11 protein-coding genes are annotated in these 16,363 nt (G+C 74.4%); 7 read left to right on the top strand and 4 right to left on the bottom strand.

Features of this window, described 5'->3' with window-relative positions:
- Nucleotides 1-124: 124 nt before the first annotated feature.
- On the bottom strand, nucleotides 125-1,591 hold the full coding sequence (locus tag ACEPPI_RS27730; RefSeq protein WP_373917996.1) for a DUF2079 domain-containing protein: 1,467 nt from the start codon (nucleotides 1,589-1,591) through the stop codon (nucleotides 125-127).
- A gap of 180 nt (nucleotides 1,592-1,771) precedes the next feature.
- Here ACEPPI_RS27730 and mfd point away from each other — a divergent pair, with 180 nt between their 5' ends.
- On the top strand, nucleotides 1,772-5,305 hold the full coding sequence (gene mfd / locus ACEPPI_RS27725) for a transcription-repair coupling factor (protein WP_373917995.1): 3,534 nt from the start codon (nucleotides 1,772-1,774) through the stop codon (nucleotides 5,303-5,305).
- A gap of 27 nt (nucleotides 5,306-5,332) precedes the next feature.
- Nucleotides 5,333-5,887 carry a GNAT family N-acetyltransferase gene (locus ACEPPI_RS27720; protein WP_373917994.1) on the top strand — a complete coding sequence of 185 codons (555 nt, stop codon included), beginning with the start codon at nucleotides 5,333-5,335 and terminating at the stop codon, nucleotides 5,885-5,887.
- Nucleotides 5,888-5,929: 42 nt separating this feature from the next.
- On the opposite strand, the gene ACEPPI_RS27715 is transcribed toward ACEPPI_RS27720, so the two are convergent.
- The gene (locus ACEPPI_RS27715) at nucleotides 5,930-6,775 is read right to left on the bottom strand and encodes a hypothetical protein (protein WP_373917993.1); all 846 of its coding nucleotides are present in this window, start codon (nucleotides 6,773-6,775) and stop codon (nucleotides 5,930-5,932) included.
- Between the two features lie 305 nt (nucleotides 6,776-7,080).
- Here ACEPPI_RS27715 and ACEPPI_RS27710 point away from each other — a divergent pair, with 305 nt between their 5' ends.
- Nucleotides 7,081-7,767, top strand: a complete 687-nt coding sequence (locus tag ACEPPI_RS27710; RefSeq protein WP_373917992.1) for a hypothetical protein — start codon at nucleotides 7,081-7,083, stop codon at nucleotides 7,765-7,767.
- Complete coding sequence (locus ACEPPI_RS27705; protein WP_373917991.1) at nucleotides 7,764-9,278, top strand: protein kinase; 1,515 nt, start codon at nucleotides 7,764-7,766, stop codon at nucleotides 9,276-9,278. The genes ACEPPI_RS27710 and ACEPPI_RS27705 overlap by 4 nt, the downstream gene beginning before the upstream one ends.
- Nucleotides 9,279-9,342: 64 nt before the next feature.
- On the opposite strand, the gene ACEPPI_RS27700 is transcribed toward ACEPPI_RS27705, so the two are convergent.
- Nucleotides 9,343-11,736: a YfhO family protein gene (locus tag ACEPPI_RS27700; RefSeq protein WP_373917990.1), complete on the bottom strand. Its 2,394-nt coding sequence runs from the start codon at nucleotides 11,734-11,736 to the stop codon at nucleotides 9,343-9,345.
- A 177-nt stretch (nucleotides 11,737-11,913) separates the two neighbouring features.
- Here ACEPPI_RS27700 and ACEPPI_RS27695 point away from each other — a divergent pair, with 177 nt between their 5' ends.
- Together ACEPPI_RS27695 and ACEPPI_RS27690 are read left to right on the top strand one after the other, a co-directional pair.
- Nucleotides 11,914-12,540, top strand: coding sequence for a SurA N-terminal domain-containing protein (locus ACEPPI_RS27695; protein WP_373917989.1), 627 nt, complete (start codon nucleotides 11,914-11,916; stop codon nucleotides 12,538-12,540).
- Between the two features lie 28 nt (nucleotides 12,541-12,568).
- The gene (locus tag ACEPPI_RS27690; protein WP_373917988.1) at nucleotides 12,569-13,654 is read left to right on the top strand and encodes a nucleoside triphosphate pyrophosphohydrolase; all 1,086 of its coding nucleotides are present in this window, start codon (nucleotides 12,569-12,571) and stop codon (nucleotides 13,652-13,654) included.
- Between the two features lie 84 nt (nucleotides 13,655-13,738).
- Here the strand turns inward: ACEPPI_RS27690 and ACEPPI_RS27685 are convergent, their stop codons facing one another.
- Nucleotides 13,739-14,944: a globin domain-containing protein gene (locus ACEPPI_RS27685; RefSeq protein ID WP_373917987.1), complete on the bottom strand. Its 1,206-nt coding sequence runs from the start codon at nucleotides 14,942-14,944 to the stop codon at nucleotides 13,739-13,741.
- Nucleotides 14,945-15,065: 121 nt separating this feature from the next.
- Between ACEPPI_RS27685 and ACEPPI_RS27680 the strand changes: the two genes are divergently transcribed.
- On the top strand, nucleotides 15,066-16,349 hold the full coding sequence (locus tag ACEPPI_RS27680) for a cytochrome P450 (RefSeq protein ID WP_373917986.1): 1,284 nt from the start codon (nucleotides 15,066-15,068) through the stop codon (nucleotides 16,347-16,349).
- The last annotated feature ends 14 nt before the right edge of the window (nucleotides 16,350-16,363 follow it).

The following is a 16,363-nucleotide window of genomic DNA, read 5'->3' as shown; positions in this document are numbered from 1 at the left end:
CCCCCCCCCCCCCCCCCCCCCCCCCCCCCCCCCCCCCCCCCCCCCCCCCCCCCCCCCCCCCCCCCCCCCCCCCCCCCCCCCCCCCCCCCCCCCCCCCCCCCCCCCCCCCACGTCCGTGTCCGGCTCAGGCCACCCGCTGGAGCAGGACGACCCCGCCCGCCTCGCCCACCAGGACGAACCGCGATCCCGGATGCAGCCGGGCGGCGTAGTCGAGGGGGCTCTTCCCGGCCCAGCCGGAGGAGTTGTCGAAGGTCAGGTAGGCCGGGAGCACGCCCCGGGTGTTGCCGATCCAGAAGACCCGGCAGCGCGAGGTCAGCCGGCTCAGCACGCCGATGTCGGCCTCCACCCCCACCCCGTCCGGGATCCGCGCGAGCAGCTTCTCGACGGCAACGACCCGGGCGGGCTTGCGGTAGGTCTCCCGCTCCCCGAGCCGGGCCAGCGGCAGGCTGGTCGCGGTCAGCGCGAGGGCCGCGGCGAGCACGGCGGCGGGCAGCTGGTGGGCGTACGACCGCAGCCACGGCCGCCGGTCGCGCCGGACGGTGTCGAGGGCGTCGGCCAGGGCGAGGAAGACGACCGGCATCAGGACGGCGCTGTAGTGGAAGTCGGTGGACCAGAAGTACGGGTCGCTCGACACGAACCGCCAGCCGAGGGTGGGCACGGCCAGCAGCAGCAGCGGGGAGCGCAGCGCCAGCAGCCCGGTGGTGGGCACCAGCAGCCAGGCGAGGGTGGCGAGCTTCGTCCCGTACCCCTGGAAGGGGCCGCCGCCCTTGCCCATCTTCTGCCAGTAGGTGTACCCGTCCAGGGCGAAGCCGGGTATCACCACGGTGAAGAGGAGTACGGCGACCACCACCCCGGCCAGTGCGACGGCGAGCGCGAGTCGGGCGGCCCGCCGGTCCGCGCCCCTGGCCCGCCAGGCGACCACCAGGGCCAGCGCCGCGACGGTGAACCCGAGGTCCTCCTTGACCAGCAGCAGCGGCAGCGCCCAGAGCAGCGCGGCCCGCCACCGGCGGGCCAGCAGCGCCTCCAGCGCGAAGGCCAGCAGCGGCACCGCGAAGCAGACCTCGTGGAAGTCGAAGTCGATGGTCCGCTGGATCCCCCAGGACAGCCCGTACGCCGCCCCGACCGCGAGCCCGCGGGCCTGCCCGAGGAGGCGGGTCGCGGCCCGGGTGACGGGCAGCGCGGACAGCGCGAGCAGCGCCGCCTGCACCACGAGCAGGGTGAGCGGGCTCGGGAAGACCCGGTAGAGGGGGCCGATCAGGGCGGTGACGGGACTGAAGTGGTCGCCGAGGACGAGGGCCCCCGGGCCCTTGAGGTCCACCACCGGGGCCCGGAAGTGGGCGTAGGCCCTGACCGCCTGCTCGAAGATCCCCAGGTCCCAGGAGGACTCCTCCATCCGCCGGTGGCGGCAGACGGAGAGCGTCGCGTACGCCAGGAACAGCACGCCGACGAGTGCGTACGGGGCCCGTCGCACGGCCGCGGCCGCCAGGCGGGCCCGCCCGGCGGCGGGCGGGCGGGCGTACGCCGGCGGGGAGGGCGCGGCGGGTCCGCCCGCGGGCTCCTCGGCGGTCTGGGGGCTCCCGGACGTGGACATAAGGACAGATTGTCATCCTGGAGTGGAGTGGGCCGCTCCGGCCCCTCACCCGTGCGGAGGCCGGAATCCCCCGCGCGGGCGTCACACCCGCGTCGTAGGGTGGGAACCCCCGGCCCGTTCACGTGTCGGGTCCTTCGCGTTGCCCCTCCACGCCCCTCCCCAGGACGGAAATCCGCCTTCATGAGCCTGCACGGACTGCTCGACGCCGTCACCCGGGACCCCGCCCTCGCCGAGGCGGTCACGGCGGCCGGGGACGGCAACCGCATGCACGTGGACCTCGTCGGTCCGGCCGCCGCGCGGCCCTTCGCGATCGCCGCGCTGGCCGCCCGTACGGAGCGGACCGTCCTCGCGGTCACCGCCACCGGGCGCGAGGCCGAGGACCTGGCCGCCGCGCTGCGCTCGCTGCTGCCGGCCGATTCGGTGGCGGACTACCCCTCCTGGGAGACGCTGCCGCACGAGCGCCTCAGCCCGCGCAGCGACACCGTCGGCCGCCGGATCGCGGTGTTGCGCCGCCTCGCGCACCCGAGCAAGGACGACCCGGCCACCGGGCCCGTCTCGGTGGTCGTGGCCCCCATCCGGTCCGTGCTCCAGCCGCAGGTCAAGGGGCTCGGGGACCTGGTGCCCGTCAGCCTGCGCCAGGGGCAGAGCACCGACCTCGGCGAGGTCACCGCGGCGCTGGCCGCGGCCGCGTACGCCCGCGTCGAGCTGGTCGAGAAGCGCGGCGAGTTCGCGGTGCGCGGCGGCATCCTCGACGTGTTCCCGCCCACCGAGGAGCATCCGCTGCGCGTGGAGTTCTGGGGCGACGAGGTCGAGGAGATCCGCTACTTCAAGGTCGCCGACCAGCGTTCCCTGGAGATCGCCGAGCACGGCCTGTGGGCCCCGCCCTGCCGGGAGCTGCTGCTGACCGACGAGGTGCGCGAGCGGGCGGCGGCCCTGGCCGAGGCCCACCCGGAGCTGGGCGAACTGCTGCACAAGATCGCCGAGGGGATCGCCGTCGAGGGCATGGAGTCCCTCGCGCCGGTCCTCGTCGACGACATGGAACTGCTGATCGACGTACTGCCCGCCGGGGCCATGGCCGTGGTCTGCGACCCGGAGCGGGTGCGGACCCGGGCCGCCGACCTGGTGGCGACCTCGCAGGAGTTCCTGATGGCCTCCTGGGCGGCCACCGCCGGCGGCGGCGAGGCCCCCATCGACGTCGGCGCGGCCTCGCTGCGCGGCATCGCCGACGTCCGCGACCACGCCCGCGAGCTCGGCATGATGTGGTGGTCGGTCTCCCCCTTCGCCGCCGAGGACGCGGACCTGGCCGGCGGGGACACCCTGAAGCTGGGCATGCGCGCCCCCGAGGCCTACCGCGGCGACACCGCCCGGGCACTCGCCGACACCAAGGGCTGGATCGCCGACGGCTGGCACACCGTCTACCTCACCGAGGGCCACGGCCCGGCGGCCCGCACCGTGGAGGTCCTGGGCGGCGAGGGCATCGCGGCCCGCCTGGAGGCCGACCTGCCGTCCCTGGAGCCGGGCGTCGTGCACGTGTCCTGCGGCTCCCTCGACAACGGCTTCGTCGACCCGGCCCTGCGCCTGGCCGTGCTGACCGAGACCGATCTGACCGGGCAGCGCACCGCCACCAAGGACCTCGGCCGGATGCCGACCCGGCGCCGCAAGTCCGTCGACCCCCTCACCCTGGAGGTCGGCGACCACATCGTCCACGAGCAGCACGGCGTCGGCCGCTACATCGAGATGGTGCAGCGCACGGTGCAGGGCGCCACCCGCGAGTACCTCCTCGTCGAGTACGCGCCCGCCAAGCGGGGCCAGCCCGGCGACCGCCTCTACATCCCCACCGACCAGCTGGAGCAGGTCACCAAGTACGTCGGCGGCGAGGCCCCGACCCTGCACCGGCTCGGCGGCGCCGACTGGACCAAGACCAAGGCGCGGGCGAAGAAGGCGGTCAAGGAGATCGCCGCCGACCTCATCAGGCTCTACAGCGCCCGCATGGCGGCCCCCGGTCACACCTTCGGCCCGGACACCCCCTGGCAGCGCGAGCTGGAGGACGCCTTCCCGTACGCGGAGACCCCCGACCAGCTCACCACCATCGCCGAGGTCAAGGAGGACATGGAGAAGTCCGTCCCCATGGACCGGCTGATCTGCGGCGACGTCGGCTACGGCAAGACGGAGATCGCCGTCCGCGCGGCCTTCAAGGCGGTGCAGGACGGCAAGCAGGTCGCCGTCCTCGTGCCCACCACCCTGCTGGTGCAGCAGCACTTCGGGACGTTCTCCGAGCGGTACGCGCAGTTCCCCGTCAACGTGAGGGCGCTGTCCCGCTTCCAGAGCGACACCGAGTCCAAGGCCACCCTGGAGGGACTGAAGGAGGGGTCGGTCGACATCGTCATCGGCACCCACCGGCTGTTCTCCCAGGAGACGAAGTTCAAGGACCTCGGCCTGGTCATCGTCGACGAGGAGCAGCGGTTCGGCGTCGAGCACAAGGAGCAGCTGAAGAAGCTGCGCGCGAACGTGGACGTGCTGACGATGTCCGCGACCCCGATCCCGCGCACCCTGGAGATGGCGGTGACCGGCATCCGCGAGATGTCGACGATCACCACCCCGCCCGAGGAGCGCCACCCGGTCCTGACCTTCGTCGGCCCGTACGAGGAGAAGCAGATCGGCGCGGCCGTCCGCCGTGAACTGCTGCGCGAGGGACAGTGCTTCTACATCCACAACCGGGTCGAGTCCATCGACCGGGCCGCCGCCAGGCTCCGCGAGATCGTGCCCGAGGCGCGCATCGCGACCGCGCACGGGCAGATGTCGGAACAGTCCCTGGAGCAGGTGGTCGTCGATTTCTGGGAGAAGAAGTTCGACGTGCTCGTCTCGACGACGATCGTCGAGTCCGGCATCGACATCTCCAACGCCAACACCCTGATCGTGGAGCGCGGCGACAACTTCGGCCTCTCCCAGCTGCACCAGCTGCGCGGCCGCGTCGGACGCGGGCGCGAGCGCGGGTACGCGTACTTCCTCTACCCGCCGGAGAAGCCGCTGACCGAGACCGCGCACGAGCGGCTCGCGACGATCGCCCAGCACACCGAGATGGGCGCGGGCATGTACGTGGCGATGAAGGACCTGGAGATCCGCGGCGCGGGCAACCTGCTCGGCGGCGAGCAGTCCGGACACATCGCGGGCGTCGGCTTCGACCTGTACATCCGGATGGTCGGCGAGGCGGTGGCCGACTACCGGGCCGCGATCGAGGGCGGGGCGGAGGAGGAGCCGCCGCTGGAGGTCAAGATCGAGCTGCCGGTCGACGCGCACGTCCCGCACGACTACGCGCCCGGGGAGCGGCTGCGTCTGCAGGCGTACCGGTCCATCGCGTCGGCGAACTCGGAGGCCGACATCAAGGCGGTGCGCGAGGAGCTCACCGACCGCTACGGCAAGCTGCCCGAGCCGGTGGAGAACCTGCTGCTGGTGGCGGGACTGCGGATGCTCGCACGGGCCTGCGGGGTCGGCGACATCACCCTCCAGGGGCCCAACATCCGCTTCGGGCCGGTGGAGTTGCGCGAGTCCCAGGAACTGCGGCTGAAGCGGCTCTATCCGGGGACGGTGCTCAAGCCCGCGACCTCGCAGGTGCTGGTGCCGCGTCCGAAGACGGCCCGGGTCGGCGGGAAGCCGCTGGTCGGGCGGGAACTCCTGGCCTGGACGGGGGAGTTCCTCACCACCGTCCTCGGCTAGCAGCCGGCCCGTGCCTATCATCGGATGATGATCCCTTCCGTCGCCCTCCGCTGCCCGGCGCAGCAGGACCGTCCGGCCCTGCTGCTGCGTCCCTGGGAGGAGGCGGACGTGCCCGCGCTGAGGGGGGCGTACCGGGACCCGGTGATGCGCCACCGGACCCGGTACCCGGTCGACAGCGAGCGCGACGGGCTGATGTTCGTGGAGGACGGCCGGCGGGACTGGGCCGAGGGCCGGCGGTTCGGCTTCGCCGTGGTCGAGGAGGACTCGGGGCTGCTGGTGGCCGGCACCGTCCTCAAGCGGCCGGGCGCGGACGGCCCGTCCGCCGAGGTGGGCTACTGGACGGCGGCGCCCGCGCGGGGCCGCGGGATCGCCCCGCGCGCCCTGGAGGCCCTCACCGCCTGGGCGTTCGCCACCTTCGCCGGCGCCGGGCTGGAACGCCTCGACCTCCTGCACCAGGAGGACAACGAGGCCTCCTGCCGCGTCGCGGCCAAGAGCGGGTACGCCTTCGAGACGACCCTGCCCGCCGCGCCGCCCGAGTTCCCCCTCAGCGGCCACCTTCACGTGCGGCGGGCCCGGGTCTGACGGGGCGGGCGGGTCGGACGGTGCGGGCGGGCCGGACGGCCGTCAGACGGCCTCGCCCGCCGGGCCGCCGATCTTCGACAGGTCCAGGACGTCGGAGTCCTGCGGGGAGGCCGTGTCGACCGGGACGTCGAACGCCGAGAACAGCGCCTCGCCGGTGGTGTCCCCGCTGACCGCCGACTTCAGCACGTACGGCTTGCCCTCGGTGGCGATGTAATCGGTCTGCGTGCCCTGCCGGGACGGGGACGTGACCGCCAGCGCCGGCTTGCCGTCGACGACGGTGGTCTGGCCCTTGCGGGCGAGCGGGCTGCCCTTGCCGAAGTCGCCCGTCAGCTTGTCGAGGTCGCAGGTGCCCGTCATCGACGCGGCCCGCGGATCGGAGACGGGGACCTTCACCCACCGGTCGGCGAGCGCGGCCACCATCTGGTCCGTCTGCTTCTGCGGGGTGTGCCGCTCCCGGGCCGCGCCCCGCCAGTAGGCGGCGTCGCCCCGGAAGTGCACCAGTTCGCTGGACTTGATGATGTCGAGGCGGCCCATGCCCTCCAGGCGCACGGCGCCGTTGCAGTGGCCCTGCTTGTCGAGGGACAGGTCGATCTGCATCGGCTTGCCCTGGTAGTCGGCCTTGGCGTTGACGTGCGCCGACTCCGCCTTGCGGGTGGCCTCGTAGGCCTCCGTCAGGATCTCCTGCCCGGACCGTCCGGCGATCGGGCCGCCGCTGCGGGCGGGCGCCGGGGCCCCGCCCGGGGCCGAGGGCGAAGGGGCCTGCGCCGCACGGGCCTCGCGCCCCACGGACGCGGCCCTGCCCGGAGCGCCCCCGCAGGCCGTCAGGCCGGCGCCGATCAGGGCCGTGGCGGCGAGGGCCGCCGCGCTGGTCTTCGTACGGCTGCGCATTTCGGATCCCCCCGTGGAAAGTCGAACAGGCTCAGCCGTCGAGCGTAGAGGGTGCCTGCGACACGGGGCGGGCGCGCCCCCGGCCTGACGGCGGACCAGCCCTCCCCGGTGTCGCGGGCGATGGCGCCGCCGGCCGGCCGGGGAGGGGCGTCCAGGGGCCGGGCCGCGGCCGGTCGGGCGGAAGCGGCGTCCCGGACCGGCCGGGCTGCGACCCTGCAACGGTTGGGGCCTTCCCCTCACGGACGGCCGGAAAGGCTGTATACGCTCAGACCAGCACCCTTCCGTACGCCTCGTCAGGAGCAGCGATGCACGGCCCCGGCCTCCCGCCGCAGCACGGCCCCCACGGCCACCGTTCCCTCTCCGGGAGCGAGATGACGCTGCGCGTGCTGTTCACGGCGCTGCCGCTCCTCAGCTGCGGGTTCTTCGCCTGGGGGTCAATGCTGCGGCTCGCGATCCTCACCCGCAAGGGGCGGGACTGGGCGCTGCTGGTCATCAGCGGGGTGCTGTCGATCGTCTGGCTCACCCTCATCGAGATGGACCCCACGGCCGAGGTCAACGGCTGGCAGGGCAACCTCGGCGCCGGTGGCTCGATCTTCATGGGTTTCGCGATCTGCGTGTACCACCTGGTCGCCGACATCCGCCACCACGAGAACAAGCGCCCCGCCCCGGCCGCCGGGGCCGCGCCCTGGTACCCGGCGGGCCCGCAGGCCCCGTACGGCGGGCAGCAGCAGACCACCCCCTCCTACGGCTACCCGCCCGTGCGGAACCCGGCCCCCGCGCCGACGCCCCCGCAGGTTCCCCCGCAGACGCCGCCGCGCCTCGGGCAGGTGCGCGCCGAACTCGACGAACTCAGCGAGCTCCTGCGCCGCCAGGGCCCCGGTCAGGGACCGGGTCAGGGCCCGGCCCACCCGCCGCGGCCCCAGCAGCCCCCGCAGCCCGGCGGCCCCTACCAGGACCCGAACAGCACGGCGTTCCAGGACCCGAACCGGTGACCGAGAGCGAACGCCTGATCGGCGAGCGCTACCAGCTCGCCGCCGTCCTCGGCCAGGGCGGCATGGGCCAGGTGTGGACGGCCTACGACCGCCGCCTGGACCGGCGCGTCGCCGTCAAACTGCTGCGCCCCGACCGGGTGGCCGGCCCCGGCACCGTCGCCGAGGAGCTGCGCCGCCGTTTCGTGCGCGAATGCCGCGTCACCGCCCAGGTCGACCACCCCGGGCTGGTCACCGTCCACGACGCCGGCAACGACGGCGACGAGCTCTACCTCGTCATGGGCTACGTCGAGGGCTCCGACCTCGCCGACCACCTCGCCGGGCACGACCCGTACCCGTGGCCCTGGGCGGTCGCGGTGGTCGCGCAGCTGTGCGCCGTGCTCTCCGCCGTGCACGCGGTGCCGATCGTCCACCGCGACCTCAAGCCCCGCAACGTGATGATCCGGCCCGACGGGACCGTGCTCGTCCTGGACCTCGGCGTCGCCTCCGTGATGGACACCGACACCACCCGCCTCACCAGCACCGGTTCCCCGATCGGCAGCCCCGCCTATATGGCGCCCGAACAGGCGATGGGCGGCGCCGTCGGCCCCTACACCGACCTGTACGCCCTCGGCGTGCTGCTCTACGAACTCCTCTCCGGCAACGTCCCCTTCGCCGGATCCACCGCCCTCGGCGTCCTGCACCGCCACCTCTACGAGCCCCCCGCCCCGGTGCGTCCGCTGCGCCCGGAGATCCCGCCGGAGCTGGAGGCGCTGATGCTGCGCCTGCTCGCCAAGGACCCGCAGGACCGGCCCGGTTCGGCGCAGGAGGTCTACGAGGCCCTCGAACCCCTGCTCCCGGCCCGCGGCAGCCGCTCCCCGGCGGGCCCCCTCGACCCCACCCGCCCCTTCCTGCGCCCCCAGGCGCCCTGGCCGGACCGGGCCGCCGTCGTCCCGCCCCGGCCGGCCGACCCGCCCGCGCCGCCCCGGCCGGACGTCCCCGGCGCGGTGGACGAGGCCCGCAAGCTGCTCGACCAGGGACAGCTCACCCGGGCCGTGGACATCCTCGGCGGGATCCTCCCGGCGGCGGCCGCCGAGCACGGCGAGCACTCCCCGGTGGTCCGCTCGCTGCGCAAGCAGTACGCCGCCACCCTGATGGACGACGGCCAGTTCCGCCGCGCCCTGCCCGAACTGCGGCGCCTCGCGGACGAGTTCCCGGCCGGGGACCCGCAGGCGCTGCGCCTGCGCTACGACGCCGCGCAGTGCCTGGAGCAGCTCGGCGAGCCGGCGGCGGCCCTGGCCGAGTACCGGTCGCTGCTGCCCCTGTTCGAAAACCACTACGCCAACCCGGACCCGGGGCTCCCGCTGGAGGTCCGCCGCCGGATAGCGCACCTGCTGCTGTCGCTGGGCGACCGCCCGGCGGCGCACGACACCCTGGTCCGCCTCCTGTACGACACGGACCGCGTCCACGGGCCGGGCCACCCCCTCGCGGTGGACGTCCGCCGCACCCTGCAGTGGCTGGGCCAGGTGCGCTGACCCCCCGGCCGGGACCGGGACCGCGCTCCCGGGACCGGGCGACCCGGCGCAGAGGATCCCCGCGTCACCGCACCCGCCGCCGGCGCCCGAGCGCCAGGCCGAGCACCACCAGCGCCGACAGGCCGGCCGCCGCCGTGCCCGGGACGAGGCCCGGGGGGCGGAAGGAGCAGCTCAGGGTGGTGGTGCGGCCGTCCACGGGGACGGCCAGCAGGCCGAGCCGGGACCGGGCCGGGCGGCCGTCGCAGGTCCAGCCCGCGATCGCCGGGACCGCGACCACGGCCGTGCCCCGGCTGCCCGGCGGCAGGGTGGCGCGCAGGCCCGAGGCGGTGACCCGTACGGAGGTGGCGGCCGTGGCGCGCAGGGCCGACACCGCCGCCGTCAGGCGGGGCCGGTCCAGGCAGGACAGCTCCCACAGCGGCGGGGCGGGCCGGTCGAAGATCAGCCTGGAGGCGGGCCCGCGCGAGAGCCCGAGCGGCTGGAGCGCCGCCCGGTTGCGGGGGGCGCTGCCGTTCAGCCGGAACGGGCGGCCACCGGCGAGGCGGGCCGTGGCGTTGTACTCCGGGGCCCACAGGTAGGCCTCCGTCCCCGCCCGGCAGACGCCGGGCGCGACCGGGTCCTCGTAGACCTTCGCGCCCAGCAGCAGCTCCTGGTTGGCGAAGGGGGATTCCCCGTAAGCCGGTTCGGGGCCCGCCGGGTGGACGGTGACCAGCGGCGGGACCTCGGCGCGGGCGATCGTGCCGTCGGGCTCCAGGCGCGCGCCGACCGCGAACACCGCGTCCGTCACCGGGTTGTCGATGCTCTGCACGTTGCGGCCCCGCGAGGTCCAGCCCGCGCCCAGCGCCTGCATGGTGCGGGTGAACACGTCCGGGGTGTGGCTGCTGTAGTACGAGCCGCCCTCGCCGCCCAGCAGCATCGGATCGTTGCCGGACAGCGCCGGCCGGCCCGCGTCGGTGCGGTACGCGGGCCAGCCCTCGGCGCCCGCGAGGGCCTCGGCGCGCCGGGTGTGCGCCGCGTTCCAGGACGGGTAGTCGTCCAGCCCGGCCAGTTTGCCCTTGTGGCCGTACGCCGTCGTCGCCGCGGCCTGCGCCACCAGCACCGCCGCCAGCAGACCGGCGGCGGGCAGCAGCAGCCGCGGCCGGCGCAGCGCCCACCAGGCCCCGGCCGTCAGCGCCAGCCCGCCGGCGGACAGGGCGTACCCCCAGGTGGTGGTGAGGGCGCTGCCGCTCGCCCACAGCCCGGCCGCCGCCAGCACCGCGGCCCCGGCCGCCAGCGCCCGCCCGGAGGGCAGTCCGGCCGCCAGCCCCGTCCAGGCGGCGATCACCACGATCCCGGCCAGCACGAAGGTCTGCCGGTAGGCGCTCCCGTTCGGGGTGGCGAACAGGTGCCAGGCCAGGTGGGTCGGCTCCCACTGCAGCGACAGCAGCACCGCCGTCACCAGCCCCGCCCACCACCACCGGGTCCGGGCGGGCAGGGCCCGGTGGAAGGGGAGCGCCGCGACCAGCAGCAGGGTCCCGGTGCCCACGAACACCGCGGGGGAGTTGAAGGAGTACGTCGCCGGCATCAGCCGTGCGAACAGGTCGGACCACGGCACCGGACCGAACGGGCGGGACCACCCCGGATAGGCCTGCTTCGAGCTCAGGAACAGCGGCACCAGCACCGGCGCGGCCAGCCCGATCCCCACCAGCACGGTCCCCGCGGCCCGCCCGACCACCTTGGCCCGCTCGCGTACGCCCTCCCGGGTCAGCACCACCCGCACCACCAGCACCAGGGCCGCACCCAGGGTGGCCATGTACGCCGTGTAGAAGTTCGCGGTCCAGCCCACCGCCACCACCAGCACCCCGAGTACGGGCCGCCGCCCGCGCAGCGCCCACTCGCCGGTGAGGCACAGCAGGGGGAAGGCGATGAGCCCGTCCAGCCACATCGGGTTGTAGGAGGCCTCGATCACCGACCAGCCGCACAGCGCGTACGAGGCCCCCAGCAGTCCCGCGGCCCACCAGGGCCCCGGCCGCTGGGTGCGCAGCAGCCAGGCCATCGCCGCCGCCGCGGCCGCCGTCTTGAGCACGGTGACCACGTACACCGCGAGGTCGATGTCCTGGCGCGGGAACAGCGCCACCAGCACGGCGAAGGGACTCGTCAGATAGGTCCCCAGGTCGGGCAGGAAGCTGGTCCCGTACCCGGACTGCCAGTTGAAGAGGAGACCGCCCCGCGCCTGCCCGTGCAGCAGGTCCCACAGGTGCGCGTGGAACGGCACGAACTGGTTGCCGAGGTCGTTGACGCTGCGGTGGCGGGGCCCGTACGGGAAGACCCGCGCGGTGGCGTCCCCGCCGCACACGGCCACGACGGTGACCAGCGCCGCGAACGCCGCCCCCACCAGGCCGGCCCGCCGCGCGGAGCGGCGCGGGCGAGCGGGGACGGGGCGGTCGGGGACGCGGTGCGGGGCGAGCTGCTGTGTCGACATGGTGGAGCGACCATCCCAGGAACGGTGGGCAGGGCGGTGGCCGGGGGGTGAACTCGCACCCCAACACCCCCCGAATCGTTGGTCGAAGCGGTGGCCCGTACCACCCTGACTGCATACCATCGATCACCGCACGGCCCTTGTGCACCGACGCACAATCTCCCGGCCCTGGAGGCTCCTTTGCACCGTCGCACAGCGCTCTCCGTCTCCGCCGCCCTCCTCGCGGCGGCCCCCCTCCTGGCCGCCTGTTCGGGCGGGACGCGCCCCGGCACGGCGGCCGTCGTCGGTGGGGAACGCATCACCACCTCCGCGCTCCAGGCCCAGGTCAACGACGTCCGTACGGCGCAGAACCGTTCCGGGCAGGGTGCGCAGCTCATCGAGGCGACCGCCGGACTGGAGCGCCTCAAACTCAACAAGATGATCCAGACCGCCGTCCTGGAGCGGGCCGCCGACGACGCGGGCCTGAGCGTGAACACCCGGGAGATCGAAGAGGTCCGCAAGGCGCAGCTGCAGCAGGCGGGCGGGGAGAAGGAGCTCGCGGCGGCCGCGCTGCAGCAGGCGCAGCTGGCGCCGGACCAGCTGGAGGCGGACACCCGCTTCAAGCTGCTGCGCGACAAGCTCTTCGCGCACTACGGCAGCCAGGACAAGGCCCTGGCCGAGCTCGGGCAGGCGGCGAAGGCCCTGCACATCGAGGTCAACCCGCGCTACGGCCGCTGGGACGCGCAGCAGATCATCCTCGGTGACCAGCAGACCCCGTGGATCACCCAGCGGACCCGCCCCGAGCAGGCGGGCCCCGCCGGAGCCTGACGCGCGCGGGCGGAGGTAGGTTCGGAGGGTGACCGACCACACCGCCGAACCCGCCCCCGCCGCCTCCGCCGATGCCCGCGCCGGTGCCCCCGCCGAAGCCGGTGCCGGCCCCGGCCGGATCGTCCTGCTGACCGCCAGCCACCGGGTCGCCCCCGGCCTGCTCTCCTGGCCGGCCTGGCGGACCCTGCGCGCCGCGGACCTGGTGCTGTGCGCCGATCCGGCCCACCCGCAGCTGCCGTACCTGCGCGAGGCGGGGGTGGAGGTGGCGCGGGAGGTGCCCGACGCGCACGGGCTCGTCGACGCGTGCGCGGGCGGCCGTACGGTCGTGGTGATCCCGGGCGGCGAGGGCGACCAGCGGCTCACGGACGGACTGGCGCGTCTGGCCGGATCCGGCCGCGTCAGCATGCCCGACCTGGAACTGCTGCCGGGTTCCTACGACCTGCCCGGAGCGCGCCTGCTCGACCTGGTGCAGGTGATGGACCGGGTCCGGCGCGAATGCCCGTGGACCTCCCGGCAGACCCACGAGGGGCTGGTGAAGTACGCCATCGAGGAGGCGTACGAGCTGGTCGAGGCGATCGAGGACGGCGACCGCGCGGCGCTGCGCGAGGAGCTCGGCGACGTGCTGCTCCAGGTGTTCTTCCACGCCCGCATCGCCGAGGAGGCCGGCCGGGCGGAAGCGGGGGAAGAGGAAGAGGAAGAAGGGGAAGGGGAAGGGGAAGGCCGGGAGGCGGCCTTCTCCATCGACGACGTCGCGGGAGACCTGGTGGACAAGCTGGTCCGCCGCCACCCGCACGTCTTCGGGGACGCCCGGGCGGACTCCCCGGAGGACGTCAGCGCGCACTGGCAGGCCACCAAGGCGGTCGAGAAGCAGCGGGAGTCGGTCACCGACGGGATCCCGCTGGGCCAGCCGGGGCTCGCGCTCGCGGCCAAGCTCGCCGGCCGGGTCCGGGCGGGCGGCATCGACGTGGAACTGCCCCGTGGCGAGGGCGTCGGCTACGAACTGCTCGCGCTGGCGGCGCGCGCCGAGGCGGCGGGGACCGACCCCGAGACGGCGCTGCGCGCGGCGGCCCGCGCGTACCGGGACGCGATCAGGGTGGCCGAGGGCGTCGGCTGAGCCGGCGGCCCGGGTCCGCGGGCGGCAGGGCGGCGGGCGGCAGGCGGTAGGACGGCAGGCGGTGGGCGGGCGGCGGCGCCCGGTTCAGCGGGTGTCGCGCGGGGCGCGTCCCGCGGGGTTGTGCCAGTGCGGGTCGGGGCGGCCCAGGAACCACTCGCCGAAGCCCAGGGGCCGGGTCCGCGCGGCGGCGGAGGCGGGGACGGCGTCGTGGAAGAGCCGGTCGGGACGGGCGCCCAGTTCCTCCAGGAGACCCGCGGTCTCCTCCACGAACCGTGCGGGGCCGCTGAGGTGGACGTCCTGCTCCCGCCACAGGGCCCGGTTGCCGAGGGCGGTGGCCAGCCGGCCGGTGGCCTGGTTGCGGTGCCGTCCGGGCGCGGGGGTGATGTAGGTGACGGACAGCCACCGGCAGGAGGCGGCGTACCCGTCGATGAGCGGGCGGTCGTAGAGGTGTGCGCCGTCCCGGGCGACCACGAAGAGGCGCACGTCCTGATCGGGAGGGTGCGCCACGAGGTCCTCCAGCATGGCCCGGACCGGCGCCCACCCGGTGCCGGCGGCGATGAGGGTGACGGGCCGGTCCTCGCGGCGCAGCACCAGGGCGCCGCCCGGGGCGCCGAGCCGCAGCAGCTCGCCGGGCCGGACGTCGCGGACCAGCGTGGTGCTGAGCCGGCCGCCCTCGATACGGCTCACGTGCAGGTCGACGGTGGTGTCGGGGCGGGGCGCGTTGCCGAGGGAGTACGTGCGCCAGGTCCTCGGGACGCGTTCGCTGCTCACGCTGACGTACTGGCCCGGCCGGTAGGGGAGCGGGACGTGCGGGCGCAGGGTGAGCACGCCGATGTCCTCTCCGTACCGCAGGTGGCGCACCACCTCGGCGTCCCACCAGGGGGGCTCCGCGCTCACGGCGGCGCCGGCCGTCATCGCGTCGGCGATGACCTGGTAGGCCTCGGTCCAGGCCTTCTCGACGACGGGGGTCCAGGCCTCGCCGGAGGTCTGGGCGAGGGCGGCGAGGAGGCTGGCGCCGACGGCCGCGTAGTGCTCGGGGCCGACGAGGAACTTGCGGTGGTCGCGTCCGAGGTCGCGTAGATAGGGGAGGAGGGTCTCGCTCTCCAGCTCCGCGACGACGTGGGTGAGCGCGGCGAAGAGGCGGTCGCGCTGGCGCTCCATTTCCTCGGGGGAGGCAGGGAAGAGGGCGCGGAGTCCGGGGTGGTGCCAGAAGAGGTGGGAGTAGAAGAACTTGACCGCGTGCTCGGCCCGTCTCTCCACCACCGCGAAACTGCTTTTCAAGATCCTCACGTCCACAAATCCGAAAGTAGGAATGTCGTGGAAGCCGAGGTCAAGCGATGGGCCATCTACGGACAGCCGCGACGAACCGCCCATATGGGATCGCGGCTTCCGGCCGGGATAACGTCGTCAGGTGCATGAGCAGACCTCCACTCCCGCGGCCGACGGTTCCCCCTCCCAGGGGCCGACCCTCTTCGACTGGGAGTTCGCGACCGACCCCTACCCGGCCTACGCCTGGCTGCGCGAGCACTCCCCGGTGCACCGCACGAAGCTCCCCAGCGGGGTCGAGGCCTGGCTCGTGACCCGCTACGCCGACGCCCGCCAGGCCCTCGCCGACCAGCGGCTGAGCAAGAACCCGGCACACCACGCGGAACCCGCGCACGCCAAGGGGAAGACCGGGATCCCGGGGGAGCGCAAGGCGGAGCTGATGACGCACCTGCTGAACATCGACCCGCCGGACCACACCCGGCTGCGGCGGCTGGTGTCGAAGGCGTTCACCCCGCGCCGGGTCGCCGAGTTCACCCCGCGCGTGCAGGAGCTCACCGACCACCTGATCGACAGGATCGTCGAGAAGGCGGGCGACGCGGAGCGCGGGGAGGCCGATCTCATCCATGAGTTCGCGTTCCCGCTCCCCATCTACGCCATCTGCGAGATGCTCGGTGTACCGCGCGAGGACCAGGACGACTTCCGCGACTGGGCCGGGATGATGATCCGGCACGGCGGGGGACCGCGCGGCGGTGTGGCCCGTTCCGTGAAGCAGATCCGTACCTATCTCGGGGAACTGATCCACCGCAAGCGGGATGATCTGGGCAATGACCTCATCTCGGACCTGATCCGGGCGAGCGACCACGGGGACCACCTGACGGAGACGGAGGCCACCGCCATGGCCTTCATCCTCCTGTTCGCCGGCTTCGAAACCACGGTCAACCTGATCGGGAACGGCCTGCACGCCCTCTTCGTGAACCCGGACCAGCGGGCGCGCCTGCAGGACTCCCTCGCGGCGGGGGAGCGCGGCCTCCTGGAGACCGGCGTCGAGGAACTGCTGCGCTACGACGGGCCGGTGGAACTGGCCACCTGGCGCTTCGCGACCGAGCCGCTGACCCTCGGCGGGCAGGACGTCGCCGTCGGGGATCCCGTCCTGGTGGTCCTCGCGGCGGCCGACCGCGACCCCGCCCGGTTCGCAGACCCGGACACCCTCGACCTCTCCCGGAGTGACAATCAGCACCTCGGATACGGCCACGGGATCCACTACTGCCTCGGCGCCCCCCTCGCCCGTCTCGAAGGCCAGACGGCGCTCGCGACTTTGCTGACGCGTCTGCCGGATCTGGAACTTGCCGTTCCCCCTACGGACCTGCGCTGGCGCGGCGGGCTCATCATGCGGGGCCTGCGCACCCTCCCCGTCCGCTTCACACCTTGAAACACCGGGGTCCG

It is taken from the genome of Streptomyces sp. AB3(2024), from assembly GCF_041862025.1.
Lineage (GTDB): Bacteria > Actinomycetota > Actinomycetes > Streptomycetales > Streptomycetaceae > Streptomyces.
The sequence above is the reverse complement of the archived record's forward strand: the minus strand, read 5'-3'. Positions and strand labels throughout refer to the sequence as shown.